Origin of the sequence: Cryobacterium sp. TMB3-10, from assembly GCF_004402305.1 — a bacterium.
Lineage (GTDB): Bacteria > Actinomycetota > Actinomycetes > Actinomycetales > Microbacteriaceae > Cryobacterium > Cryobacterium zongtaii.
In genome coordinates this window covers 94,682-117,916 of the sequence record NZ_SOGH01000028.1, presented here as the reverse complement: position 1 = coordinate 117,916, position 23,235 = coordinate 94,682, and the positions used below count along the sequence as shown (strand labels likewise).

21 protein-coding genes and 1 tRNA gene are annotated in these 23,235 nt (G+C 69.1%); 14 read left to right on the top strand and 8 right to left on the bottom strand.

Features of this window, described 5'->3' with window-relative positions; all coding sequences use genetic code 11:
• Positions 1–2: 2 nt before the first annotated feature.
• On the bottom strand, positions 3–596 hold the full coding sequence (locus E3T22_RS15060; protein ID WP_088454798.1) for an FHA domain-containing protein: 594 nt from the start codon (positions 594–596) through the stop codon (positions 3–5).
• Entirely contained in the window at positions 593–1,339 is a 747-nt protein-coding gene (locus E3T22_RS15055) for a DUF3662 and FHA domain-containing protein (RefSeq protein ID WP_134479619.1), read from the bottom strand. The genes E3T22_RS15060 and E3T22_RS15055 overlap by 4 nt, the downstream gene beginning before the upstream one ends.
• Before the next feature lie 216 nt (positions 1,340–1,555).
• Between E3T22_RS15055 and E3T22_RS15050 the strand changes: the two genes are divergently transcribed.
• Together E3T22_RS15050 and E3T22_RS15045 are read left to right on the top strand one after the other, a co-directional pair.
• Positions 1,556–1,639, top strand: a tRNA-Leu gene (locus E3T22_RS15050).
• A 268-nt stretch (positions 1,640–1,907) separates the two neighbouring features.
• On the top strand, positions 1,908–2,843 hold the full coding sequence (locus E3T22_RS15045; RefSeq protein ID WP_134479618.1) for an aldo/keto reductase family oxidoreductase: 936 nt from the start codon (positions 1,908–1,910) through the stop codon (positions 2,841–2,843).
• A 6-nt stretch (positions 2,844–2,849) separates the two neighbouring features.
• Here the strand turns inward: E3T22_RS15045 and E3T22_RS15040 are convergent, their stop codons facing one another.
• Together E3T22_RS15040 and E3T22_RS15035 are read right to left on the bottom strand one after the other, a co-directional pair.
• Positions 2,850–4,337, bottom strand: a complete 1,488-nt coding sequence (locus tag E3T22_RS15040) for a PQQ-binding-like beta-propeller repeat protein (protein ID WP_134479617.1) — start codon at positions 4,335–4,337, stop codon at positions 2,850–2,852.
• 71 nt (positions 4,338–4,408) lie between these two features.
• Positions 4,409–5,821: a hypothetical protein gene (locus tag E3T22_RS15035; protein ID WP_134479616.1), complete on the bottom strand. Its 1,413-nt coding sequence runs from the start codon at positions 5,819–5,821 to the stop codon at positions 4,409–4,411.
• A gap of 161 nt (positions 5,822–5,982) precedes the next feature.
• Here E3T22_RS15035 and E3T22_RS15030 point away from each other — a divergent pair, with 161 nt between their 5' ends.
• From E3T22_RS15030 to E3T22_RS19090, 3 genes are read left to right on the top strand one after another with little or no spacing between them, the layout of a single operon-like run.
• Positions 5,983–6,435, top strand: coding sequence for an S-ribosylhomocysteine lyase (locus E3T22_RS15030; protein ID WP_088457783.1), 453 nt, complete (start codon positions 5,983–5,985; stop codon positions 6,433–6,435).
• Positions 6,432–7,190, top strand: coding sequence for a 5'-methylthioadenosine/S-adenosylhomocysteine nucleosidase (gene mtnN / locus E3T22_RS15025; protein WP_134479615.1), 759 nt, complete (start codon positions 6,432–6,434; stop codon positions 7,188–7,190). Before E3T22_RS15030 ends, mtnN begins: the two co-directional genes overlap by 4 nt.
• Positions 7,191–7,230: 40 nt before the next feature.
• Entirely contained in the window at positions 7,231–7,392 is a 162-nt protein-coding gene (locus tag E3T22_RS19090; RefSeq protein ID WP_166789303.1) for a hypothetical protein, read from the top strand.
• Positions 7,393–7,402: 10 nt separating this feature from the next.
• Here E3T22_RS19090 and E3T22_RS15020 read toward each other — a convergent pair whose 3' ends face one another.
• The 3 genes from E3T22_RS15020 to E3T22_RS15010 all read right to left on the bottom strand — a co-directional run bounded on the left by E3T22_RS15020 (position 7,403) and on the right by E3T22_RS15010 (position 11,288).
• Positions 7,403–7,957: a DUF4287 domain-containing protein gene (locus E3T22_RS15020; RefSeq protein WP_088454804.1), complete on the bottom strand. Its 555-nt coding sequence runs from the start codon at positions 7,955–7,957 to the stop codon at positions 7,403–7,405.
• Between the two features lie 89 nt (positions 7,958–8,046).
• Entirely contained in the window at positions 8,047–10,563 is a 2,517-nt protein-coding gene (locus tag E3T22_RS15015; RefSeq protein ID WP_088454805.1) for a glycoside hydrolase family 65 protein, read from the bottom strand.
• On the bottom strand, positions 10,560–11,288 hold the full coding sequence (locus E3T22_RS15010; protein WP_088454806.1) for an HAD family phosphatase: 729 nt from the start codon (positions 11,286–11,288) through the stop codon (positions 10,560–10,562). Before E3T22_RS15010 ends, E3T22_RS15015 begins: the two co-directional genes overlap by 4 nt.
• Before the next feature lie 193 nt (positions 11,289–11,481).
• On the opposite strand from E3T22_RS15010, the gene E3T22_RS19510 reads away from it, so the two are divergent.
• Both E3T22_RS19510 and fmdA read left to right on the top strand, forming a co-directional pair.
• Complete coding sequence (locus E3T22_RS19510) at positions 11,482–11,988, top strand: zinc ribbon domain-containing protein (protein ID WP_255416758.1); 507 nt, start codon at positions 11,482–11,484, stop codon at positions 11,986–11,988.
• A gap of 37 nt (positions 11,989–12,025) precedes the next feature.
• Positions 12,026–13,282, top strand: a complete 1,257-nt coding sequence (fmdA, locus tag E3T22_RS15000; RefSeq protein WP_088454808.1) for a formamidase — start codon at positions 12,026–12,028, stop codon at positions 13,280–13,282.
• Positions 13,283–13,304: 22 nt separating this feature from the next.
• Here the strand turns inward: fmdA and E3T22_RS14995 are convergent, their stop codons facing one another.
• Positions 13,305–14,795 carry an MDR family MFS transporter gene (locus E3T22_RS14995; protein WP_088454809.1) on the bottom strand — a complete coding sequence of 497 codons (1,491 nt, stop codon included), beginning with the start codon at positions 14,793–14,795 and terminating at the stop codon, positions 13,305–13,307.
• Between the two features lie 161 nt (positions 14,796–14,956).
• On the opposite strand from E3T22_RS14995, the gene pnuC reads away from it, so the two are divergent.
• Genes pnuC through E3T22_RS14960 form a run of 7 tightly spaced genes read left to right on the top strand, consistent with a single transcriptional unit; the run spans position 14,957 to position 23,220 of the window.
• Positions 14,957–15,604: a nicotinamide riboside transporter PnuC gene (gene pnuC, locus E3T22_RS14990; protein WP_088454810.1), complete on the top strand. Its 648-nt coding sequence runs from the start codon at positions 14,957–14,959 to the stop codon at positions 15,602–15,604.
• Positions 15,605–15,608: 4 nt separating this feature from the next.
• Positions 15,609–16,712, top strand: a complete 1,104-nt coding sequence (locus E3T22_RS14985; protein ID WP_240632314.1) for an AAA family ATPase — start codon at positions 15,609–15,611, stop codon at positions 16,710–16,712.
• Between the two features lie 10 nt (positions 16,713–16,722).
• Positions 16,723–18,300, top strand: a complete 1,578-nt coding sequence (locus E3T22_RS14980; protein WP_241983698.1) for a MoxR family ATPase — start codon at positions 16,723–16,725, stop codon at positions 18,298–18,300.
• Positions 18,297–19,037 (top strand): hypothetical protein, encoded by a 741-nt coding sequence (locus tag E3T22_RS14975; protein ID WP_134408797.1) that lies wholly within the window; start codon positions 18,297–18,299, stop codon positions 19,035–19,037. The genes E3T22_RS14980 and E3T22_RS14975 overlap by 4 nt, the downstream gene beginning before the upstream one ends.
• Positions 19,034–21,019 carry a VWA domain-containing protein gene (locus tag E3T22_RS14970; RefSeq protein WP_174776209.1) on the top strand — a complete coding sequence of 662 codons (1,986 nt, stop codon included), beginning with the start codon at positions 19,034–19,036 and terminating at the stop codon, positions 21,017–21,019. The genes E3T22_RS14975 and E3T22_RS14970 overlap by 4 nt, the downstream gene beginning before the upstream one ends.
• Entirely contained in the window at positions 21,012–21,842 is an 831-nt protein-coding gene (locus tag E3T22_RS14965) for a phosphohydrolase (RefSeq protein WP_088454812.1), read from the top strand. Before E3T22_RS14970 ends, E3T22_RS14965 begins: the two co-directional genes overlap by 8 nt.
• On the top strand, positions 21,835–23,220 hold the full coding sequence (locus tag E3T22_RS14960) for an AMP-binding protein (protein ID WP_241983697.1): 1,386 nt from the start codon (positions 21,835–21,837) through the stop codon (positions 23,218–23,220). The genes E3T22_RS14965 and E3T22_RS14960 overlap by 8 nt, the downstream gene beginning before the upstream one ends.
• Positions 23,221–23,235 lie beyond the last annotated feature (15 nt).

The window sequence follows — 23,235 nt, the reverse complement described above, 5'->3', positions numbered from 1 at the left end:
CACTACCGCCGAAGCTCGAAGCTCGTCGCGCCGATTTTCACGGTGGCGTTCAGCGGCACCGACGTTGGCACGGCAACACGTTTGCCGTCGAGGAAGGTGCCGTTGGTGGAATCCAGGTCCTGCACCATCCAGTCGTCATGCCACAGCATCAGCCGTGCGTGGTGGGTGGAGGTGTAGTCGTCCCGGATGACCAGGCTCGAATCGCTGGACCGGCCGATGGTGACCGGCTCGGTGCCGAGCGGGAACTCGGTGCCGGCCTTGGGTCCGGAGGTGATGACCAGGCGGGTGGCGGTCTGCGCGGTGGCCTTCTCTGGCCCGGCTTGCGGAAGCGGAGCGGCCTGCTGGCGGGAGAACTGCTCGGTGGGAGCGGAGGCCGAGGCCGCCGGGGGCTGCGCGAACGCTCCGGCGGGTACCGGCGCGGGTGGCGGGGTGGCGAAGGGTACGGGTGCCGCTGCGGGCGCATCCGTGGACATCTTGCGCACTCGCTGGCCGAACAGGTCGCTGCGGAGGGCGTAGACGATGCCGAAGATGAACAGCCAGAGCACCAGCAGGAACGCCAGGCGCAGGACAAGAAGGGTCAGTTCACTGGGATTCATGTGTTCGGCCCCCAGAAACCGCCCATATCGTGCCGTTGGGTGGACTCGTCGACCCGGCGGGCCTCGGTTCTGTCGGTGCCGGCCTGGGCGACGACCCTGAAGACGATGCTGGTGCGCCCGATGGTGATGACCGAGTCGGGCTCGAGGATGGCCTGTTTGACGGGGGAGCCGTTCAGCTGGGAGCCGTTGGTGGAGCCGAGGTCGCGTACCTGGGCGCGGGCGCCGTCCCAGATGATCTCGACGTGGCGGCGGGAGGTGCCGGTGTCGTCGATGGTGATGTCGGCGTCCGAGCCGCGGCCGATCACCGTGCGGGACTTGACGAGCTGATGACGGTGCCCGTTGATGTCAACGACCGGGGTCCAGGCCACGCTGCCGTTGACGGAGGTGGAATCGATCTGCACCATGCCCTCGCTGAGGCCGGGGTCGTTGGCGAACGTGATCGAGACGACGCCGGTGAACTGATAACCCTGCGAGGACGCGTGCTGCTGCACGAGCTGGACGAGTTCGTCGATGAGGGCGGGGCCCAGATCTCTCATGCGGCCGAAGTCGGCCTGGGCCAGGCGCACGGTGAAGCGATTGGGCGCCAGGATACGATCCCGCGACACGACCGCGGCTTTGGTGTCGAGCTCACGACGCAGCGCTGAGGTGATCTCCAGCGGCTGCACGCCCGACTTGAAGGTCTTGGCGAAAGCGCCGTTTACGGCGCGCTCAAGACCTTTCTCAAAGTTATCCAGTATGCCCACAGGTCTCCCGATCCGGTCCGTTTGGCTATGAGCATGTTACTTGCCTCACGTGTTAACTCGCCCAATGGGCGGGTCAGGGCACGGGAAGTCATCCTACGGGGGTAGTGCGGTCAGACCACTAACGGGGGGCATTCCGCGGGTCTGGGGCAGGCTGAGTCGGGGCGGAAGCCCTCGAATGGCGTTCAGGCCCTGCGGAATGCTAGGATTTCAAAGTTCGCGCGAGTGGCGGAATTGGCAGACGCGCTGGCTTCAGGTGCCAGTGTTCGAAAGGACGTGGGGGTTCAAGTCCCCCCTCGCGCACAGTGAAAAAGTGCACGATGGATGAATAATCTGCGCGAACAGGAAAGGCCCCCGGGAAACCGGGGGCCTTTCGTCATTCTCGGTGGTGCATACGGAACTGCACTCGCTGTCACGCTCTCACCGGATTCACCAGTTCTGGTTCTCAATGGCATCGGTGAGTGTTGTTGTACTTCTGCACCGCGCGTCCCTACGGTGGAATTACACCGCAGCGGCGCGAGAGGCTCGAACGTGCAGCACCCGCCGCCGGTGCATCACCGAGAGGACCACCGTGAAGCGTTTCACCATGCCCGGAACCGAGATCGTCGCCCCGAACGTTGTGCTGGGCCTGATGCGGATCGCGGAGAAGACCGACGACGAGGTGCGCGAACTGGTGCGCACCGCCCGTGACGCCGGCATCGACTTCCTCGACCACGCCGATGTGTACGGCACCGACCTGCACGGGTGCGAGCGCCGGTTCGCCGAGGCGATGCAGCTCACCCCGTCGCAGCGTGACGAGCTGACCATCCAGACCAAGACCGGGATCGTGGGGGATGGGCCGTACTTCGACTTCTCTTATGAACACATCATGGATTCGGTGGACGGTTCCCTGGCCGCGCTCAAAACGGACCACATCGACATCCTGCTGCTGCACCGCCCCGACGCGCTTGTCGAACCCGAAGAGGTCGCCAGGGCCTTCGACGAGCTGGACGCCGCCGGCAAGGTGCGCGCCTTCGGTGTCTCCAACCACACCCCGCGCCAGATCGACCTGCTCAAGAAGTACGTACGACAGCCGCTCGTTGCCAATCAGCTGCAGCTCTCGATCACCCACGCTCCGATCGTCGCGCAGGGCGTGGCGGCGAACATGGCCGGAGAGCAGCAGTCGCTCACCCTCGACGGCGGCGGAATCCTGGACTACTGCCGGCTGAACGACATCACGGTTCAGGCCTGGTCGCCGTTCCAGGCCGGCTTCTTCACCGGGGTCTTCCTCGGCTCAGCGGAGTACCCCGAGCTGAACGCGGTCATCGACCGTCTCGCCGCTGCCTACGACGTTCCCGCGATCGCCATCGCCACGGCCTGGATCACCCGCCACCCCGCACAGATGCAGGTGGTGCTCGGCACCACCAGCCCTGAGCGGGTGGCCGCGGCCGCGCTCGGCTCGGAGATCTCGCTCACCCGCTCAGAGTGGTACGAGCTGTTCCGCGCCGCGGGCTACCGGGTGCCGTAACCCTGGCTAGTCCTCGACGGTGAAGCCGAGGAGGGCGCCGGGGGAGGCGACGATCAGTCGCCCGGCTCCGGCGTCGACCCCGACCATCCGCACCGACCCGATCGAGAACGTGTCACTGAGCTCTCCGGTCGCTTCGCAGGCTTGGTGGTCGTCGCCGCCACCGAACGACGTGCTCTCGCCGGTTCCGGGGTACATCGCGATCAGCGGCTCGCGCTGGATGGAGCAGGCGTAGACGGCCTCCTCCGAGGCGTCGGAGTGCTCCCCGGTGATGAGGTTCACGATCGTCGGTTCGCCGTCGATGAGCCTGACGCTGTCGGCAGAGAATGAGGCGAAGGTCGATTCCTTCTCGTCGCCGGTGCCGTTGTAGTCGTCGCCGCCCAGCGGGAGGGTCCAGTCGATCTCCCCTGTTGCCACGTCGACCCCGACGAGATCGACGTCGAAGTCGGTGCGGGTGACGTCGAAGCCCGACCCGTCTGCTTTCTTGACGACCGATGTTGTACCGGAGTTGATGACGCAGAAGGTGCGCTTGCCGTCGGCCCGCGCCTCTTCACGCACGTAATAGTCACAGAACTCGGCTCCGTCGAGGCTCCAGACGCTCTCACCGGACTCTGGATCCAGCGCCACGACGCGCTGCTGCGTTGCGTCGTCGGTGTATTCGGTGGCGTCCGCACGGGACGCGTCGAACAGGCCCCCGGCGCCGATCAACAGGCCGGTGGTTTTCTCTTTGGTCCAGAACCAACCGCCGTCGGACGAGGTGCCCTCACCGAAGACATCCTGATAGGGGCGCTCCCAGAGAAACTCGCCGTCGGCGCTGCTGCCGAGCATCTCGGTGCCTTCCGGGGGTCGGCTATTGGTGGAATAGACGCGGTTGCCGATCAGGCGGGCCGAGTCCGGCAGCACGACGTCGGTATCCGGGGTGATCTCGCCTCCGGCGGTGGTGAAGCGGTAACTCAGGCTGCCGGCGTCGTAGTCGGTCTGCTTCCAGCCCGTGAAACAGATATCGGTGCCGTCGGCGCAGGATGACGGTCGGCTGGTCGCCCAGACCCGGTTGTCGGTCAGCGGGACAGGCGTTCCCGTGCCGAGGTCCGCCAGCACCAGGTCCTGCCAGTCTTTGTCGTCGCCCGGGCGAAGGTAGGCGGCGTAGTGCTGGTCGCCGTCGCTGATGATGGTGGCCGACGCCTGCACGCCGACCGTTGCCGCCCCGGTCACTGCGCTGTCGGCCCAGAGCTGTTCACCGGTCGTGGCGTCCCAGGCCACGACCTGCAGGGAACCTGAGGACGCCTTCGCGTAGGCGAGAACCACGCCGTCTGCCGCGGCGGGATCGCCGACCAGGGACGCGTCGACGGACCAGTCCGGCGTGGCCACCTCGTCGAGCTCCCGAGCCGCGATATCGGCGGCGCTTTCCGGGATCAAGCTGGTCCCCGGTGTGCAGCCGGTGAGAGCCACCAGCAGCACCAGAGCCGCGATCGGCAGCGTGGACGTGGCTCTGAACATGGTTTCCCCCGAATCCCCCCTGGCGCGCTCGCCAAGACTGCAAGTATGGCGCATCCGCCCCGCTCGGGTGACTATCGAGAACGAACGCAGGGCGCGGTGGCGTTGATCGAGATGCCCGCGGCGGTGCCGCGGATCGACAGGGTCTCCAGGCTGCCGTCCGGCACGGAGTAGAAGTCTGTTCCCATGGCACGGTCGGATCGGCTGAAGCCGCTGATCTCCCAGGCCGTTGTGATCGCGTCGAAGGCCTCGTCGGCGCTGTCGGCGATCTCGAAGATCGGGATCACGACAGAGCCCGTCACCTGCTCGTCGGAGCCGCCGGTGCACGTCGTGGTGGTGACAGAGGCCGGCCCGCGGATGCCCGCTTCGTCGCCGGCGGCAGCCAGCAGCGCCGTCACCAGGGCGAGGTCGCCGGCAATCCGGGTGGTGGCATCCGCCGGATCGACGACGGCCGGGGGAGTGGCGCCGGGCAGCCCGGCCAACCTGTCGTCGGGCTCGGCCGAGCCGAGCGGGAGCCCCAGATAGCCCGTCAAGGTCTCTGGTGAGTCGGTGGCGGTGGCTGGTGCCAGGGATACGTCGAAAGATGCCAGAGGCAGGCCGTCGACCTGGGTCTGGGAGTCGTCGAGCTCGGTCAGCAGGCCGGCCACGTCCTCGACGTCTCCGAGAGCCGCGACCCGCACCCTCAGGTTCGGACGCCACGCTGCGGAGTCCTTGCGGTTGTCGACACCGTCGAAGTACACGGAAGTGACCGCCAAGTCTGTGCTGAGCTCGGCGAGAAACCGTACCAGGCCGGTTCCGGGCGAAGTGGGGTCGATTGTCAGGGAGGAGCCCTCGCTCGAGCCGTCCGCCGGCGAGGTGAGAGTGATCGCCGGCAGGGCTCCGCTGCCGAAACCGGGCAGTGCCCGGACTGTTGTTGTCAGGTCGGCCCAGACCGAGGCGGACTCGACCTCGATGCCGACAGGCTCACCGTGCTGGAACACCGACACCGACAGGGTTCCAGGCAGGTCGCGCAGGGCGACGGCCGCGTCGGCCATCTGCTCAGGATCGAGGCTGGTGATGACGCCGATGCCGGGCGGCGAGAAGCTCAGCGACACGTCGGCGCCGCCCTTCTCGCCAGGGATCCGCACGACGGAACTCATCGAGACCGTGCCGTTCTGGGCAGCCGAGTCGACCGACACCGCCAGAGCCGGCACGTCCACGTTCGAGTCGTCGGCCTGCACCGTGAAGTGGGCGTCCCACAGGTCCGGTGCGGTGGGCGACTTGTCGGACTGGGCGAAGCCGTCGCTGACCCGGATGTCCGCGGTCACACTGGCCACCCCGGGGGTGGCCCGGATCTCGGTCAGGGCCTCGTCGACCACCGTAGTGACCTCTGTCGGTGGCCCGTCGGCGGGCCCTGCCCAGGCCGCGCACCCCGTCAGCGTAAGCGCCAGCGCCAGCGCCCCGACCCCCGCGCCGGCCGTCATCCGTAAGAACCCCCGTGCTGTCATCGAGCCAGTATCCCGCACCGACCTGGACGGTGTGCCACGCGGAGCCAGGCGCCCGGCTGAACACTCACGGCCGACTCAAGGCCTGCCTGTTACTGTCGGTTGGTCACCTCGAACCGAGCTGACACCACAGTCGTCAGGGAGATCCCGTGAATCAGCCGCGCATGAACGTCGAGTCGTTCAACCTCGACCACCGCACCGTCGTCGCGCCGTACGTGCGCCTGGCCGACACCAAGGTGCTGCCGCTGGGCGATGTCATCGTGAAATATGACGTGCGCTTCACTCAGCCCAACGTCGCCCACCTGGAGATGCCGGCGGTGCACTCGATCGAGCACCTCTTCGCCGAGCACTCCCGCAACCACTCGGACCGGGTCATCGACTTCTCGCCGATGGGCTGCCAGACCGGTTTTTACCTGATCCTGCAGGGACGACCGGAGTTCACCGAGGTGCTCGAGCTGATCGAGGCCACCATGACCGACATCCTCGGCGCCTCCGAGGTGCCGGCGGCCAACGAGGTGCAGTGCGGCTGGGGCGCGAACCACTCGCTGAGCGCCGCCCAGGAGGCCGTGACGGTGTTCTTGGCCGGCCGCGACGGCTGGGCCAACGTCACCGCATGAGCAGCGTAGACACCCTCGGCGCGAGCACCCTCATCCCTGACAGCCCCGACGCGATCGTCCTGGTCGCCATGGCGGAGGAGGCCGCGCCGTTCCTGGCGGCGGCCACCGTCGCCGCCGAACCGGTCACCGTGGGCAAGGCCCTGCAGTACCGGCTGACGCTGGCCGGGCGCGATGTGCTGCTCGTGCAGGGCGGTATCGGGCTGGTCAATGCGGCCGGTGCGACGACATCCGCGATTCTCGCCGCCCGGGCGGGTGACCCTGTGGCCGCGCCGCTGGTGATCAGCGCCGGCTCGGCCGGCGGCGTGGGCGTAGAGGTGCGGGTCGGTGAGGTCGTGATCGGCAGCGACTGCCTGAACAGCGACGCGGATGCGCGCCCCTTCGGCTACGCCCTCGGCCAGGTGCCCGGCATGCCCGCCCGGTATGCCGGCGCGGCCGCTGCCCTCGACGCCGCCGAAACGCCCACCCGGATGCCCGACGGGTCGGCCCTGGTCGTGCAGCGCGGGCTGATGGTCTCCAACGACAAGTTCGTGGGCGCCGAGCTCGCCGAGACACTGCGCGAGCTGTTCCCGGGGGTGCTCTGCACCGACATGGAAACCGTGGGAATCGCGCAGACCTGCTTCGCCCACGGGGTGCCCTTTGTGGCCATCCGCGGCATCTCGGATCTGTGCGGACCCGTGGGCGATCACCTCACCCACGTTGACGATGCGGCCGAACGTTCGGCCGTGGTGGTGCTGGAAACCCTCCGCCGGCTCTAGAGCTCGTCCATCGCGGGCGGGGGAGACCGGACCGATCACGGTGCTGCTGGTCGTGCCGGCGTTGCGCGCATCCGCCGAGGAGGTGATGGCCAACCCCGCCGGTACCGCCAGGGTGGCCGGTTACCCGCGTATCGCCGCCGTATCCGGCATCGTCACCCTGTTGCTGGTCGGCGTGACCGTGCTGATGGTCTGGAAGCCGTAACCGGGGCGGGTCAGGCAGCCTCGTAGGCGCGCCGCAGCCAATCGAGCACCTCGGCGGTGAGATCGTCGGGCTCGGCCAGGCGCAGCCGGTGGGTGACCATGCTGTTCCAGCTGCCGGATGCCTCCAGCGCGTCGGCGCCATCGACGCCGGGCAGCTTGAGGCCCAGGTCGAGCCGGCCGGCGGTGACCTGCACGATGGCGAACTTCTTCGTCCCCTTGAGCAGACTGATGTAGCTGTTCGTGGGAGCGAGGTTCACCTCGCCGCTCTCACGGGCGTGGCTGACCAGGGCGTCGTAGGTACCCCGCCAGTGCGCCTTGCCGCCGCCGAACTGGGCGTTGATCTTCTCGTCGACCGGCAGGCGCTGCCCGGAAACCTGCCCCAGGGCCGAGACGAGGGCCATCGCATGGCCGGTGCCGAGGCCATAGTCGTCCTTCAGCCAGGCCACGATGCGGGCGGTCTTCACGTCGGGCCCGAGCAGGCCCTTGGCGGCCGCGGCGGCACGGAAGTCGTCCGGGTCGAGGCCGGTTTTGGCCTTGATGGTGTCGAAATACGCCTGGATCGTCATGGAGGTCCTCGCTGCGAGCCGGATCAGTGACGTTAACGTAGCAGGGCCGCGCATCCGGGTGGATGCGCGGCCCTGCAATGGTGCGAACGCTAGTCGAGCGTGGGCATCTGCTCGGTGATGTGCGCGATCGTGGGGATCGACGAGGTGATCACGGTGCCGTCGGCGCGACGGGTGTCCTCGATGAGCGCCGCCGTGGGAGCGCCGGGGTCGCGGGCGCCCTGGTGCGACAACGGAACGGTCTCCGGCTGGCCGGCAGTCACGATGACCTGCAGGCCGCGCACGGTGAGCCGCGCCTCGGTGCCCTCCTCGATGCTGAGGTGCACGCTGGTCTGCGTGACGGCCACGCGCAGGCGAGAGCCCTTCAGCGTGACCCTGAAGATCAGCTCATCCCAGTCCTCCGGCAGGCGCGGGTCGAGCGTGATGCGCCCGCTGTGGTCGCGCAGGCCACCGAACCCGTAGACCAGCGCGCTCCACACGCCACCGGCGGAGGCGACGTGCACGCCGTCCTGAGCGTTGTGGTGCAGGTCGGCGAGGTCCACGAACAGCCCGGAGGTGAAGTAGTTCAGCGCGAGCTCGTGGTAGCCCACCTCGGCGGCGATGATCGACTGCACGACATCCGACAGCGTGGAGTCGCCCGTGGTCAGCGGGTCGTAGTAGTCGAAGTCGGCACGTTTCTCTTCCGGCGTGAACTGGTCGCCCTGCAACAAGAGCGCCAGCACCACGTCGGCCTGCTTGAGCACCTGGAAACGGTAGATCACCAGCGGGTGGTAATGCAGCAGCAGCGGCCGGTTCTCCGGCGGCGTCGCGGTGAGGTCCCAGCGTTCCTTCTCGAGGAACTGGGCATCCTGCGGGTGGATGCCGAGGTTGCGGTCGAAGGGGATGTGCATCGCCTCGGCGGCGAAGGACCACTCCATCACCTCGGCCTCATCGAGCTTCAACCGTGCGGACATGGAGTCGAACGAGGCCCGGTCGACCGAGTACAGCCGGCGCACGCTCTTCACCGCGGCACGCAGGTTGGAGCGGGCCATGATGTTCGTGTACAGGTTGTCGTTGACGACGGTGGTGTACTCGTCCGGGCCGGTGACGCCGTGGATGTGGAAGACGTCGTTGCCGTTGCCGCGCCAGAAGCCCAGGTCGGCCCACATCCTGGCGGTCTCCACCAGGATGTCGATGGCTTCGCGGGCGAGGAAGTCCTCGTCGCCGGTGGCCGCGACGTACTGGCTGAGCGCATAGGAGATGTCGGCGTCGATGTGGTACTGCGCCGTGCCGGCCGCGTAATACGCGCTGGATTCGAGCCCGTTGATGGTGCGCCACGGGAACAGGGCGCCGAGCTGGTTCAGCTCGGTGGCGCGGGCGCGGGCGTGGTCGAGCATGCCGTGCCTGAAGCGCAGGGCGTTCCTGGCCGCGTTCGGCGACGTGTAGGTGAGGAACGGCAGCACGTAGACCTCGGTGTCCCAGAAGTAGTGCCCGCCGTAACCGGACCCGGACACCCCCTTGGCCGAGACGCCCTGGCCGTCGGCGCGCATGGACGCCTGGGCGAGCTGGAAGAAGTTCCACCGGGTGGCCTGCTGCAGGGCCGGCTGGCCGGGCAGCTCGACATCCGTGCGGGCCCAGAATGCGTCGAGCCAGTCGCGCTGCTCCTGGATGATCGCGGCGACCCCGGCTTCCTTGGCACGGTCGAGGGTGCGGTCGCACCGGTCGGCGAGCTCGTGCGTGGGCACCCCGGCCGAGGTGTGGTAGCTGAGCAGTTTGGTGATGCGGATGGGGTTGCCCATCTTGGCCTTCACCTTGTACACGTGCTTGGCCAGGTCGTCGCCCAGCTGCGACGACTCGTCGAAGTCGTTGATCGTGTCGATCGAGTGGTCGGACGCCGTGGCGATGGTCATGCCGGAGTTGGTGCACCGGAAGCCCAGGATGTAGCGGCCGTTGTTGGCCCGCTTCAACCGCGGCTGCAGCACCCGGTCGGTGAACGTCTCGGCGCGGCGGGGATCCCAGTCGTTCGCCGAACCGGACTTGGGCCGGTCGTACTCGCCGATGCCGTCCTGCCGGTTGAGGGTCTGGCTGGAGATGACGACCGACGCGTCGGCATCGAGCATGGTGACCTCGTACTCGATCACAGCGAGGTGGCGTTCGGTGAACGACACCAGGCGGCGCGAGCGGATCAGCACCTGCTTGCCCGACGGGGTGCGCCAGACCAGCGACCGCGACAGGATGCCGTCGGCGAAGTCGAGCCGGCGCTCGTAGCTGAGCAGCTCGGCGAGGGTGAGAACCAGGGGCTCGTCATCGACGTAGATGCGGATGATCTTCGCATCCGGTGCGTTGACGATGGTCTGGCCGACCCTGGCGAAACCGAAGGCCTCTTCGGCGTGCCGGATGGGCCAGGTCTCGTGGAACCCGTTGATGAAGGTGCCGTGCACGTGGCCGTCGCGGCCCTCGTCGACGTTGCCGCGGAGCCCCAGGTAACCGTTGCCGACGGCGAACAGGGTCTCGGTGCGGCCCATGTCCTCGCCGGAGAAGTCGGTCTCCACCAGCGCCCACTCATCGAGCGGGAACCGGCTGCGGTCCAGTGGGTCGGAGAGGTTCTGGATGGTCGCGTCAAGAGTCATGCGCGCACTCCACTCGGGGTCAGGACGGTGCTGCCGATCAGCGGCAGGAGTTCGTCGAGGTCGGTGACGACGGTGTCGGCCCCTGCCTCGAAGAGCACGTGGGCGCCGACGCCGCGGTCGACACCGAGCACCAGGCCGAAGTCGCCGGCGCGGCCGGACTGGATGCCGGACTCGGCGTCTTCGACGACGACACACTGGGCGGCGGTGAGGCCGAGCAGCTCGGCGGCGAACGCATAGGTATCGGGGGCGGGCTTGCCGGCGAGCTTCTCGGCGCGGGCGCGCACACCGTCGACGACGATCTCGAACCTGTTACGCAGGCCCGCGGCGGTGAGCACCATCTCACCGTTGAGGGAGCTGGTGACCACGGCGACCTGGATGCCGGCCGCGACGACCGCGTCGAGGAACCGGAGCGAACCGGGGTACGGGCTCACGCCGTCCTCGGCGAGGGTCTCGTTGAATGCCTTGTTCTTGCGGTTGCCGAGACCGCAGACGGTCTCGAGCTCCGGCGCATCCGTGGGCTCGCCGTCGGGCAGGGACAGGCCGCGGGAGGCCAGCAGTGACCGCACGCCGTCGTACCGGGGCTTGCCGTCGATGAAGCCGAAATAGTCGGCGTCGGTGTACGGCTTGACGCCCTTCGACTCGAGGAACGGGGTGAACAGTCGCGACCAAGCGCTCATGTGCACCTCGGCGGTGGGGGTGAGCACACCGTCAAGGTCGAAGAGCACGCCGCGCGCGCCAAGTACCCGGTCTCGGGTCTCAGCTGGCGTAAGGGGGGAGTGGGGGGAAGTCAATATGGAGCCCTGCTTGGTAGATGCGTGAAGAAATGGCTAAACCGGGTAGTCGAGCTTGTCACTTGCACTGTGGATCACGAAATTCTTGGGGGGGTGTCGTCGCGGGTCAGGGAGACGGAGCGCGTGCATGTCGATCCTAGGTCTCGGACCTGTCCAACGTGGTGCCGATGTGTTAACGTTCTGTTGCAAATCTCCCCTCGCCGACCGAATCAGCCGGTCCCGTGCCGTTGTTGACTTCGGGTGTCACCCCGAATATGTTCACACGACGGTCCAGAACCAGGTCAGGGAAGCGCACCAGCGATGCTGCGACACCGGGAGAAGACGACGATGCAGGGGACAACCCGTGCCGATATATGAGTTCAGGTGCGACGTCTGCGCCCGTTTCGAGCAGATGCACCCGATGGGTTCGGCCCCGGAGACCGTCGACTGTCCCACCTGCCGCGCGCCCGCGCGCCGGCTGATGAGTGCCCCCCACCTGTCTGCGGCGGGGTCCGCCGCGTTCGGCCTGATCGATTCGTCTGCGCGCAGTGCCTTCGAACCGGAGGTGGTCGAGTCCGCGCTCCCGGGACGACGGTCGGGCGCCGGTGCGCAATTCACCGCCAATCCGCTCCACAGGAAATTGCCGCGCCCGTAGTTCGCCTACGCGCGGCACCGAAAAAGAGGGGTTCCACATGCCAGAGCAACTGTTCCCGTTGGATTCGAGCAGGAAATTCGAAGACCAGGAGAAGGTGGGGCACAACCGGTGGCATCCGGAGGTCCCGCCGGTCGCAACCGTCAAGCCCGGCAGCTCCTTCAGGGTCGACTGCCGGGAGTGGTTTGACGGCGCGATCGTCAATGACGACTCGGCCGAAGACATCCTCAACGCTCCGCTGCTCACCGTGCACAAGCTCAGCGGACCGTTCGCGGTGGAGGGGGCGAAGCCGGGCGACCTCCTGATCGTGGACATCCTGGACGTTGGCCCCATCCCGCAGGAGGACTCCGGCCCCCTCGCCGGTCAGGGCTGGGGATACACCGGCATCTTTTCCCGGAACAACGGCGGTGGCTTCCTCACCGAGCAGTTCCCGGATGCCTACAAGGCCATCTGGGACTTCACCGGGCAGGTGGCCTCGTCGCGGCACATCCCGGGAGTCTCGTTCAGCGGACTGATCCATCCCGGCCTGATGGGCACGGCCCCCTCAGCGAAGCTGCTCGCCACCTGGAACAAGCGCGAGGGTGCCCTCATCGCCACGGACCCGCACCGGGTGCCGCCGCTGGCGTTGCCGCCGGAGGCGGAACATGCGGTGCTGGGCAGCCTGCCCGCGGCCGAGTTCGCGCGGGTGGCCGGTGAAGCGGCCCGCACGGCGCCGCCGAGGGAGAACGGCGGGAACCAGGACATCAAGAACCTGTCGAAGGGGAGCCGGATCTTCTACCCGGTGTTCGTCGACGGCGCGAACCTGTCCCTGGGCGACCTGCACTTCTCCCAGGGGGACGGCGAGATCACCTTCTGCGGTGCGATCGAGATGGGCGGCTTCATCGACCTGCGCGTCGATATCATCCGCGGCGGCATGGAGACCTACGGCGTGGGGGAGAACGCGATCTTCCTGCCGGGCACCGTCGACCCGCGGTTCAGCCAGTGGCTGGCCTTCTCCGGCACCTCGGTGACCCTGGACGGGGAGCAGAAGTACCTGGACTCGCACCTGTCGTACCAGCGGGCCTGCCTGCACGCCATCGACTACCTGACGAAGTTCGGCTACAGCCCGGAGCAGGCCTACCTGCTGCTCGGGGCCGCACCCATCGAAGGCCGCCTGTCGGGTGTGGTGGACATCCCCAACTCGTGTTCGACGGTGTATATCCCCACGGCCATCTTCGACTTCGACGTGCGGCCGTCGGCGGCCGGGCCGTTCCAGATCGAGCGGGGGATCGGAGCGCCCCGGGCTGCCAACCGGTGACCCGGGCTCGGCGCGCTTTTGGTCAGTGCGCCGTCATCGGCGCGTCGAGCGTGTCGGTGACCGACGGGGCCGGCCTGCGGATGAAGAACGCCAGCGGGATTGCGAAGAGCGAGATGATCGCCCCGTAGAGGAAGGCGCTCTGAATGCCCGCCGCGGTTGCGGCGACCTCGCCGGCGCCGTTGGCGAGCTGGGTTGCCGCGGTGGAGGACATCACCGTGACGAACAGGGCGGTGCCCGCGGCGCCGGCCAGCTGCTGGGCGGTGCCGACGACGGCGCTGCCGTGCGAGTACAGCGACGGCTTGAGGGAGGCGAGCGCCGACGTGAACAGCGGGGTGAACAGGAACGCCAGGCCGAAGCTCAGCGCCACGTGGGCCACCAGCACGTACCAGAACGGTGTCGTCGCGGTGAGCATGGTCAGGAACCAGAACGCGCCGCTGACGATGATCGACCCGGGCACGAGCAGCACGGTGGGGCCGAACCTGTCGTAGAACCGGCCGACGAACGGGGCGAGCAGGCCCATCGTGAGACCGCCGGGCAGCAGTAGCAGGCCGGTGGTCAGCGCATCCAGGCCCAGCACGGTCTGCATGTAGATCGGCAGCAGGATCAGGGTGCCGAACAGGGCCATCATGCTCACGGCGAGCATCACGATGGCGAAGCTGAACGTGCGCGAGACGAAGGTGCGCAGGTCGAGCAGGGCCCGGTCGGTGCGCTGCAGCGTGAGCTGGCGCCAGACGAACAGGGCGATCGCCAGCACGCCGATGGCCAGCGGCACCAGGCCGGCGGCGGCGTTGCCTGTGGCAGATTCGCCGAGGTTGCTCAGCCCGTAAACCAGGCCGCCGAAGCCGAAAGCCGAGAGGATCACCGAGACGACGTCGAGAGGCACCGCGGTGGGAGTGGTCACGTTCTTGATGCGTGCGGCGCCGAGGGCCAGGGAGCCGAGGGCGATCGGCAGCACGAGGATGAACATCCAGCGCCAGTCGAGCACGCTCAGGATGAGGCCGGAGATGGTGGGGCCGATCGCCGGGGCGACCGAGATCACGATGGAGATGTTGCCCATGGTCTTGCCGCGGGCGGCCGGTGCCACCAGGGTCATCACGGTGGTCATCAGCAGCGGCATCATGATGGCGGTGCCCATGGCCTGCACCACCCGGCCTACGATGAGCACCTCGAAGCCCGGTGCGATGGCAGCGATGAGGGTGCCCGTGCTGAACAGGGTCATCGCGGCGAGGAAGACCGGGCGAGTGTTGAACCGCTGCAGCAGGAAACCGGTGATCGGGATCACCACGGCCATGGTGAGCATGAACGCGGTCGTCAGCCACTGGGCGGCGCCGGCCGTGATGTTCAGGTCCTTCATCAGGTGCGGCAGCGCCACACCCATGATGGTCTCGTTGAGGATGACGACGAACGCGGACACCAGCAGCAGCGAGATGACGAGCTTGGTGCCGGCGGCATCCGGGGCATTGCCGGTCGGCGCGGCGGGCGCGGGGGCAGTGGTGACGGCGGAGTCGGTCATCGGGGTCCTAACGGAACGGGCTCAGGTGCGACCCCGGTATGAGGTACCCATGGTTCAACCAGAATGCGCCGGTTATGTTCCCGAATCGGACAATTGCGTCCGGCGCACCGGCACCATTTGTCCGCACGGGCAACAGTTGCCGGTCTTTTAGACTGGGGAGCATGGGGGAATGGCTGATCGACAACTGGACCGAAGTTTTGGGATTCGGAACGGGGGCCGCGTGCGTGTGGTTGGCCGCGCGCCGCAACATCTGGACCTTCCCGCTCGGCATCGCGAACAACCTGGTCTTCATCGTGCTGTTCTTCGGCGCCGCGCTCTACGCCGACCTCGGCCTGCAGATCGTCTACCTGGTGCTCGGGGTGATGGGCTGGCTCGGCTGGTCCCGGCACCGGGCCGCCGACGACCGCGCGCTGATCGGCCGGATGCCCAGGCAAGCCATCCTGCCGCTGGTCGCCGCCGCGCTGGCCGGCACCGCGATCATCGCCTACGCCCTGCACTCCTACACCGACTCCACCACCGAGATCGCGGATGCCGCCACCACCTCGGTGAGCCTGGTCGCGCAGTACATGCTCAACCGGCGCTGGCTGGAGAACTGGTTCGTCTGGATCGCCGTCGACGTGGCCTATGTGGGCCTGTTCCTCTATAAGGGGCTGAACATCACCGCCGCGCTCTACCTGCTCTTCATCGGCCTGTGCGTCTGGGGCCTTCGCGGCTGGATGCGGGCCCGCACAGATCAGACGGCGAGCGACTCCGGGGCGGCCGGCGCCTCGCCCCACCAACCGGTGCCAGCCGGCACGACGGGTGCCTGAGCCGGTGCCTGACCCGCTGCCGGCGGCTGACCCGGTGCCGGTGGCGGCGACCCGATTCGGGCACGGCCTGGTGCTCGGCAAGTTCTATCCTCTGCACGCCGGGCACTCGGCCCTGATCCGCGCGGCCCTCAGCCGCTGTGACAGGGTCACCGTGCAACTGTTCGGGGCCAGCGTGGAATCCATCCCGCTGAGCGTGCGTGAGGAATGGCTGCGCGAAGAGCACCCCACCGCGCACGTCGTGAGCGCCATCGACGACGCTCCGGTGGACTTCGACTCCGCCGACGCCTGGGACGAGCACATGGTGTTGATCCGGGCGCTGCTGGACTCCCCGGTCGACGCCGTGTTCTCCAGTGACCCCTACGGCGCCGAACTCGCCGCCCGCCTGGGCGCCGCGTGGGTGCAGGTCGACCCCGGCCGGCGGCACACCCCGGTCTCCGGCACCGCGATCCGAGCGGATGTGCCGGGTCACTGGTGGGCGCTGGCCCCCGCCGTGCGCGCCTGGCTGACCCCGCGCGTGGTGGTGCTCGGTGCCGAATCCACCGGCTCCACCACCCTCGCCGAAGCCCTCGCCGACCACTACGACACCGCGTGGGTGCCGGAATACGGCCGCGAGCACAGCGAAACCCGGGTGGGCGGCCTGGACACCCCGTGGCGTAGTGACGAGTTCGACGTCATCGTGGACCGTCAGATCGGCTGGGAGAACCAGGCCCTGCGCCGGGTGCCGCGGCCGCTGCTCATCTGCGACACCGACGTGCTGGCCACCACCCTCTGGCACGAGCGCTACGTGGGACCGACCCCGGCGGGGCTCGTGGCGCGCGCGGCCGCGCATCCGCCCGCGCTGTACCTGCTCACCGGGGACGAGATCCCGTTCGTGCAGGACGGCCTGCGCGACGGCGAGCACATCCGGCACGCCATGCAGCACCGGTTTCGCCAGACGCTGGCCGGGCAGGACGTGCCGTGGCTGGAGGTGACCGGGTCGGTGCCGGTGCGCCTGGCGCAGGCGGCCGTGGCCATCGACCGGATGCTCGCCGGAGTCTTCGACTTCGCGCTGCCCCTGGAACAGCAGGCCGCGCTCGAGGCCGCCGTCGCCGCCGGGCCCGCCCGATAGGCTAAAAACCATGGCGCTGGGGAATCGTTGGAACAAGGTATCCGAATCACCGACGCGCGCTAACGCCGCCACACTGGCCGAGGAGCTGACCGCGGAGGACCTCTTCACCGAGGCGCCGGCGGTGGTGGACACGGCGCTGGACGAGAAGCTGCGCCAGGCCTACTTCTGGTTGGTGAACCGGGCCGTGATCTCGCCGTTCTACGACGTCGAATTCTCCACCGGCTCCCCGGTCACCTTCGAACTCGGCGACGCCGGCGCCGAACTGCACCTGCCCACCGACCAGTCCTACTCCTCGAACGTGCTGCTGCCGCTACTCACCTTCGCGGTGGGCGGCAAGTGCCTGCTCGTGGGCGGTCCCGGGCGTGGCAAGACCACCCTGGCCATCCTGATGGGTGTGCTCGCCGGGTCGAGCGCCCGCGAGGTGCGCCGCAACGTGCAACAGGGCCAGCCTCAGGTCACGGTGAGCGACCTGGTCGGGATGCCGCTGCCGCGCGACCTCGTCACCGCCGGGAGCTTGGCCGAGATCGAGATCGCCTGGCGCGGCTGGCTCAGCCAGCCGGTGAAGATCATCGACGAGTACAACCGCATCCCCACCAAGACCCAGTCGGCGCTGCTCACGATGGTGGCCGAGGGCTACGTGGAAAGCCACGACCAGATGCACTCCACCGCGCCGGAATCCGGGGTGGAGAGCTGGTTCTTCACCGCCAACGACGACGCCGGCGGCGGCACCTTCCCGGTGATCCAGGCGCTCCGCGACCGGATGGACGTGACCGTCGCCGCGCAGGGTTTCAACAACCGGTTCTTCGACGAACTCGTCGCCCGCGTCGAGGCCGGCGAACGGCCGGAGGACCACCTGCCGCCCGAGCTCATCTTCGACGCCGACGAACAGCGCCTGCTCGAGGCGGCCATCCGGGCCGTGCCACTGCCCGGTGCGGTGCGTCGCCAGCTGGAGTTCTTCGCCAGCCACTTCGAATTCGTGCAGCAGGGCGGGCGCCGCTTCGAATACCGCACCAAGGACACCGTGCGCACCGGCGGCGGCGAGGTGGCCGAGGTGATCGAGGCCAACTCCGGTGCCGACCTGCAGGTCGACCTCGGCTCGCAGACCAGCAACAGCCTCTCGGTGCGGTCGCTGCAGACCCTCATCCGCTACGCCAAGGCGATGGCTTACTTTCGCGGCCGGCCCGTGGTGGGCCTGGACGACCTGGCCGCCGTGCTGCCCTTCGCCCTGCGCGGCAAACTACTGCCCAACGAACTGCACCCCCGCTTCGACGTGGGTGCCGACCGGGAGCTGGCCACCGACTCGATCAGCTGGCTCGCCGACCTCTTCACCGAGTCCCGCCGGCAGTTCACCGCCCTCGGCCTCGGCGGCAACGACCCGATCAGCGACGCCCTCGACCTGTTCAACCAGGGCCTGGATGCAGTCAGCTCCGCCGAGGCCGCGCAGCGCCTCACCGGTATTGAATCCTTGATCAGCGGCATCGCCAAGCAGGGCAAGCTCTACGGTCGGCACTTCGACGACCTGCTCGCCCTCAAGTACCTGCACCAGCGCTACACGAACTACGTCAGCTGGTTGGGGTTCAGCGGGTGACCCAGCGCCCCCGGCACCTCGTGAACGAGTCGCTGGAGCTCACCGACGAGGCCCTGCCGGAGACCACGGTCGACCTCGAGCTCTCGGCGACCCGCATTCAGGAGCGGCACGGCGAGGCGGCCGGCGCCCGCTACCGCCACTTCATCGGCCGGGCCGTGGCGGCAGCGCCCGCCGCCGACCGGGATGACCTGCTCACCCTCGCCGCCCTCGCCGCCTGGCGCTCGGGTGCGCCGGCGTTCCGAACGGATGCGCTGCGTCGCCTCGACCTGGCCCTGGCCGCCGGCCGCACCGGCCTGCCCGCCCTCGCCGCGGCGCTGGGCCTGGGTGAGGGCGAGGTGGCCCCGTTCGCGGCGTTGCAACTGAATTCCCGGTTCGGTTGGCCCGGCCTGCACGCTCCCGGAGAACTCCTCGCCGTGATCGGCGGTTTCCGCGGCCTCTACGGCCCGTGGCTGGCGCCCCCGGTGGCGGCGCTGCCCGGCGACCGGCCGGGCAGCTTCCTGATCCGCACGGGCAGTGCTGCCACGGCCGAGGACTGGCTGCTCACCGTGGATGTCTTCGGGCACACCCTCGTGCGGCTCGCGACCGACGAGCAGGGGAATGTCGACGCTGCGGCCGACGCACGGTGGTCTGCAGCGGGCGATACCGCGCAGGGGCTCGCCGAGACTGGTGCGGCCGGCGCCGTGCTGACCGTGCGCGCCTACACCGCACAGCTGTGGACCCCGGAGGAGAGCCCGTGACGGCTGCGCCGCTCACCCCCGAGCAGCGCAGCGCCTGGCAGAGCGCCCAGGCGCTCTGGGGCGTCGAACTCCACGACCCAGAGCTCGCGCCGGACGCGAAGGAGGCGTCCTTCGCCTGGTTCAGCTTCCCGCCCCAGGTGACCTTCGACCTTCCGCAGGCCGAGCGGCTGGGCGTCGGGGCGTTTCTGGAGAGCATCTTCGCGCACGAGATCGGCCACCACGCCCTTTCTCCCTCGACCCGGCTGACGAGCCTGAAAATCCGGCACCAGATCGCGCGGGCGCTCGCGGCCACCGATGCCGCGCGCATCCCGGATGTCGCCGACCAGGTTCACAAACTCTCGAACCTGTGGTCGGACATGCTCATCAACGTGCGGGTGGCCGAGCTGCAACGGCGGCGGGACGGCGAGGCGACGCCGCCGGAGATGGTGCGGATGTGGGCGGTGCTGGGCGGGAACGACAGCGCCGATCGGCTCTGGTGGGTGCTCCTGCGGGCCTACGAGATTCTGTGGGTGCTCGCGGCCGGGGCACTCTGCCCGGCCGAGCCACCGGCCGTCCCGATAGACCCTGACGAGGTGGTGCGGCAGCGGATATCGAAGATCACCGACGCGTGGCAGAAGAAGAACCGGCTCAATGAGGTCTTGGCCACCAAAGACCCGAAAAAGCTCGCCGAGTTGCAGCTGTCGGAGCGGACCCAGGAGCTGGCCGCCGAAGTGCAGCGCGAGTTCGACGCCCTGGCGCTCACCGACCCGCGGCTCGACGCGGTGCTGCTGGCCGAGACCGTGCGCACCTTCGGTGACGATCCGGTGAGCGGGGCGCTGCGCTTCGGGATGCTGCTGGCACCGTACCTGGTGGCCCAGGGGCCCACCAGGCACCGCCCCGGGTTGGTGGTGCACGGGGGAGGCTGCGACGGCGAGTCCGGAGCAACCCCGGCGACCGCGGGTGAGCTGGTCGCGGTGCTGGGGGATGCGCGCCTACGGGAAGACCCGGAGCATCCGGCGGTGGCCAAGGCCCGCGGCCTCACGACGGCCGGCCCCGGCGCCGGCACGGTGCCGGGCGTCCCGGACTCCCCGGGTGACGGCCCGCCCACCGCGCCCACCGGCCAGGGCTACGGCCTGGCCCGGACGCTGGAGCTCTACCGCGACAGCGGCGCCAACGCTGTCATCGCCGCCTGGTATCAGACCCGGGCGCGCAGCTACGTGAAGCCGCTGCTGCAGCGCACTCCGGATGCGCCCCCGGCCGACGCCGAGATCCCGGGTCCCCTGGCAGCGTGGGAGCTCGGCGACGACCTCGCCGACATCGACTGGGCCGCGTCCATGGCGAGAAGCCCCACGGTCGTGCCCGGGGTGACCACCCGGCAGCGGGAATACCTGCCCGACGCGCCGCCCGTGGCCACCGCGAGCCTCGATCTGGACCTGTACATCGACTCCTCGGGGTCGATGGTGAGTCCCGCCAACGAGTCGCCGGCCGTCCTGGCCGGCAGCATCCTCATCCTCTCGGTGCTGCGCGGCGGCGGCCGGGTGCGGGTGACCTCATTCTCGGCGGCCGGACAGGTCGCCGGTGGCGAGAGATTCACCCGTGACCGCCTCGAGGCGCTGCGTGACCTCACCACCTACTTCGGCTGGGGCACGGTCTTCCCGCTCGACCTGTACGGGAGCCGGTATCGCGGCCTGGGCCGCACCAGCGCGAGTGTGCGCCGGCACGTGGTGGTGCTTTCCGACGAGGGACTGCTCTCGATGTTCGGCGCGGGGCAGCCAGAGTACGCCGACGTCGCCGCCCGGGTGCGCCGCGGGCTCGACACGGCCACCCTGATCCTGCAGGATCCCCGCCGCTCCGTCGCCGAGCCTGCCGCTCTGGCCGGCTATGACGTCGAGTACATCCAGCGGATGGACGATGCCCCGGCCGCCTGCGCCCGGCTCGCCCGGCGACTGACGGAGAGCGATCCGCGCCGTGCCACCCGAACACCAGGAGGATTCCGTGGCTGAGAGACCCGCGCCGTTCTGGCGACGGCTGACCAACTCCGCCGGGCTCAGGGAGCCCGACCGGGGGGAGCTGGCGACGAACGCCACGCCGTTCTCTCCTCCCACCGCGCGGGTGCCGCGCCCGGCGGCCGACGCGGAGCCAGCCGGCGCCACGCCGGATGCAGTTGACTCGGAGGCGCTTCTCGCGGTGTGGTTCGCGCGTGAGCAGGACGACATGCTCGTCTGGCGCACCTGCCTGCCCGGGGCGAATACCGCCGAGATCGCCACCCGCCTGTCACTGGTTCCGGCGTCCTTCCTCGCCGACGACGTGGCTATCCTCCCGCTCGCCGAGAATATTCTTGAAATGGAATACGGCGGCGTCGGATCAACGCCGCCGGACCGGAGGGGGCAGGAGGTCCTCCGGATTGTGGACCAGGTGCGTGCCACCGGGTCGGCCGCCGCCCGCCGGGGCGCGGCCCTGGTGCTGTGGCTCTGGGCCAGCGAAGACCTGAACGGTCCGTTGTCGGTGCCCTTGAGCCCGGTTTGGTACGGCCGCGCCATGGCCGCGCTCTCGTTTCGGTTGGCGGCGGTGGTCGACCCGGCCGAGTGGGTGCGCACGGCCGACCGTCGCGACGAAGCAGCCCGCACCTTCCTGCTCTGGTCCGGCCACCTGCCGGCCGGCGAGGACGAGGCCACCGCCAGGTCGATCCTCGCCATGCGCGACTCCCTGCAGCAGAACGCGGCGCTGGCCCAGACCATGGCCGAACACGAACACCGGCTCCAGGTGACCAAACGGCTGCAGGAGGCCAGGGCCCGCGAGGCCGCCGCCCGGTACTCGAATGAGTAACCCGCCGGGGCCGGCCATGGCAGTGCCCGACCCGGACGACCCGCTGGCGCTGGCCGAATACGCCCCGGGCGGCACCGTCGCGCTCACCGACGCCGAACGGTGGCCCACCCTCGATGTGGCCGGCGCGGCGCGGCTGGATACCGTGCAGCGGCATCCGCTCGCCCCGGCCTGGGTACACCGGACCGGTGACAGGCTCACCGCCGACGGAGTCGCCAGGGCCCAGAGGGCGCTGCCCGTCACCGGTTGGCTGGCCGAGCACCTTGCCATCGCCCGCCGGCTGCCCGCCTACCGCAGGGTCGCCGATACCCTCGGCGAGCTGGGCACCTGGCCCACCGTGACCCGCGAGGACCTGCTCGAGAACGTGTCGGCGTTCGTGCCGCTGGATGCCGACCTCGATCGGATGATCGAGGGCTCCAGTTCCGGCACCACCGGGCGGGCGCTGCAGATCCCCGACGACATCGAGGAGGTCGCTCGCAGCTTCCACCTGCTGGTGTCCCTGGTGGCCGAGCAGGGCATCGACTGGCGGCCCGACCCGGCACGGATGGCCCTGGCCTACCTGGTGCACCAGCGCCAGGCGTTCACGTACACGTCCTCGATCAGCAGTTTCGGTCAGTCCACCATGGCCAGGCTCAACCTGCACCCTTCGCAGTGGCCGGCGCCCGGGCAGCGCGCAGGGTTCCTGCTGGACCAGCAGCCGCAGGTGATCACCGGCAACCCCACCAGCCTGGCGGAGCTGCTGCACCCCGACCTCGTGGCGGACCTGCGGCCGCTCGCGCTGTTCAGCGGCGCGATGGCGCTCAGTCTCGCCCTCCGCCGCGACCTGGAGGCGGCATTCGGCTGCCCGGTGATCGACGTCTACGGGTTGCACGAGACCCGGCCGATCGCCGCCAGCACTGACGGGGGACCCTTCGTGATCCTCGATCGGCGGGTGCACGTGGAGGTGCTCGACGGTTCCGGCCATCCGGTGGCACCCGGGGAGCGCGGCGAGATCGTGGTGACCGCGGGGGAGAACCCGCTGTTGCCGCTGGTGCGGTACCGTACCGGGGACTTCGGCCGGCTGGTCGACGTGGCCGGCCGGCCCGCACTGGCCGACCTGGAGGGCCGGGAGGCCACCCGGTTTCTGGCGCTGGACGGTTCCCTGGTGCCCTGCGTCGACCTCACCCAGCAGTTGCAGGCCGGCGGGGCGCGCGGCTGGGCTGTGCGGCAGGGCGTCGACGGCAGCGTGACCGCCACCGTGGTGGGCGGTGCAACCGGGCAGATCGGTACGGCGCTCCGACGGCTGCTGGCACAGCCGGTGACCGTGACCGCGGTGCCGACCCTGCTCGACCTCGGCGAGGGCAAACCGCGCCGCTACGAGTCGGAGGCGCCGGGCACCTAGCTCACCGTTGCGACA

Bases quoted from the DNA above. Each gene is read 5' to 3' on its own strand.
- E3T22_RS15060 (WP_088454798.1), bottom strand. From the start codon at position 596: ATGAATCCCAGTGAACTGACCCTTCTTGTCCTGCGCCTGGCGTTCCTG.
- E3T22_RS15040 (WP_134479617.1), bottom strand. From the start codon at position 4,337: ATGTTCAGAGCCACGTCCACGCTGCCGATCGCGGCTCTGGTGCTGCTG.
- E3T22_RS15035 (WP_134479616.1), bottom strand. From the start codon at position 5,821: ATGACAGCACGGGGGTTCTTACGGATGACGGCCGGCGCGGGGGTCGGG.
- E3T22_RS15030 (WP_088457783.1), top strand. From the start codon at position 5,983: ATGAACGTCGAGTCGTTCAACCTCGACCACCGCACCGTCGTCGCGCCG.
- mtnN (WP_134479615.1), top strand. From the start codon at position 6,432: ATGAGCAGCGTAGACACCCTCGGCGCGAGCACCCTCATCCCTGACAGC.
- E3T22_RS15020 (WP_088454804.1), bottom strand. From the start codon at position 7,957: ATGACGATCCAGGCGTATTTCGACACCATCAAGGCCAAAACCGGCCTC.
- E3T22_RS15015 (WP_088454805.1), bottom strand. From the start codon at position 10,563: ATGACTCTTGACGCGACCATCCAGAACCTCTCCGACCCACTGGACCGC.
- E3T22_RS19510 (WP_255416758.1), top strand. From the start codon at position 11,482: ATGTCGATCCTAGGTCTCGGACCTGTCCAACGTGGTGCCGATGTGTTA.
- fmdA (WP_088454808.1), top strand. From the start codon at position 12,026: ATGCCAGAGCAACTGTTCCCGTTGGATTCGAGCAGGAAATTCGAAGAC.
- E3T22_RS14995 (WP_088454809.1), bottom strand. From the start codon at position 14,795: ATGACCGACTCCGCCGTCACCACTGCCCCCGCGCCCGCCGCGCCGACC.
- pnuC (WP_088454810.1), top strand. From the start codon at position 14,957: ATGGGGGAATGGCTGATCGACAACTGGACCGAAGTTTTGGGATTCGGA.
- E3T22_RS14980 (WP_241983698.1), top strand. From the start codon at position 16,723: ATGGCGCTGGGGAATCGTTGGAACAAGGTATCCGAATCACCGACGCGC.
- E3T22_RS14960 (WP_241983697.1), top strand. From the start codon at position 21,835: ATGAGTAACCCGCCGGGGCCGGCCATGGCAGTGCCCGACCCGGACGAC.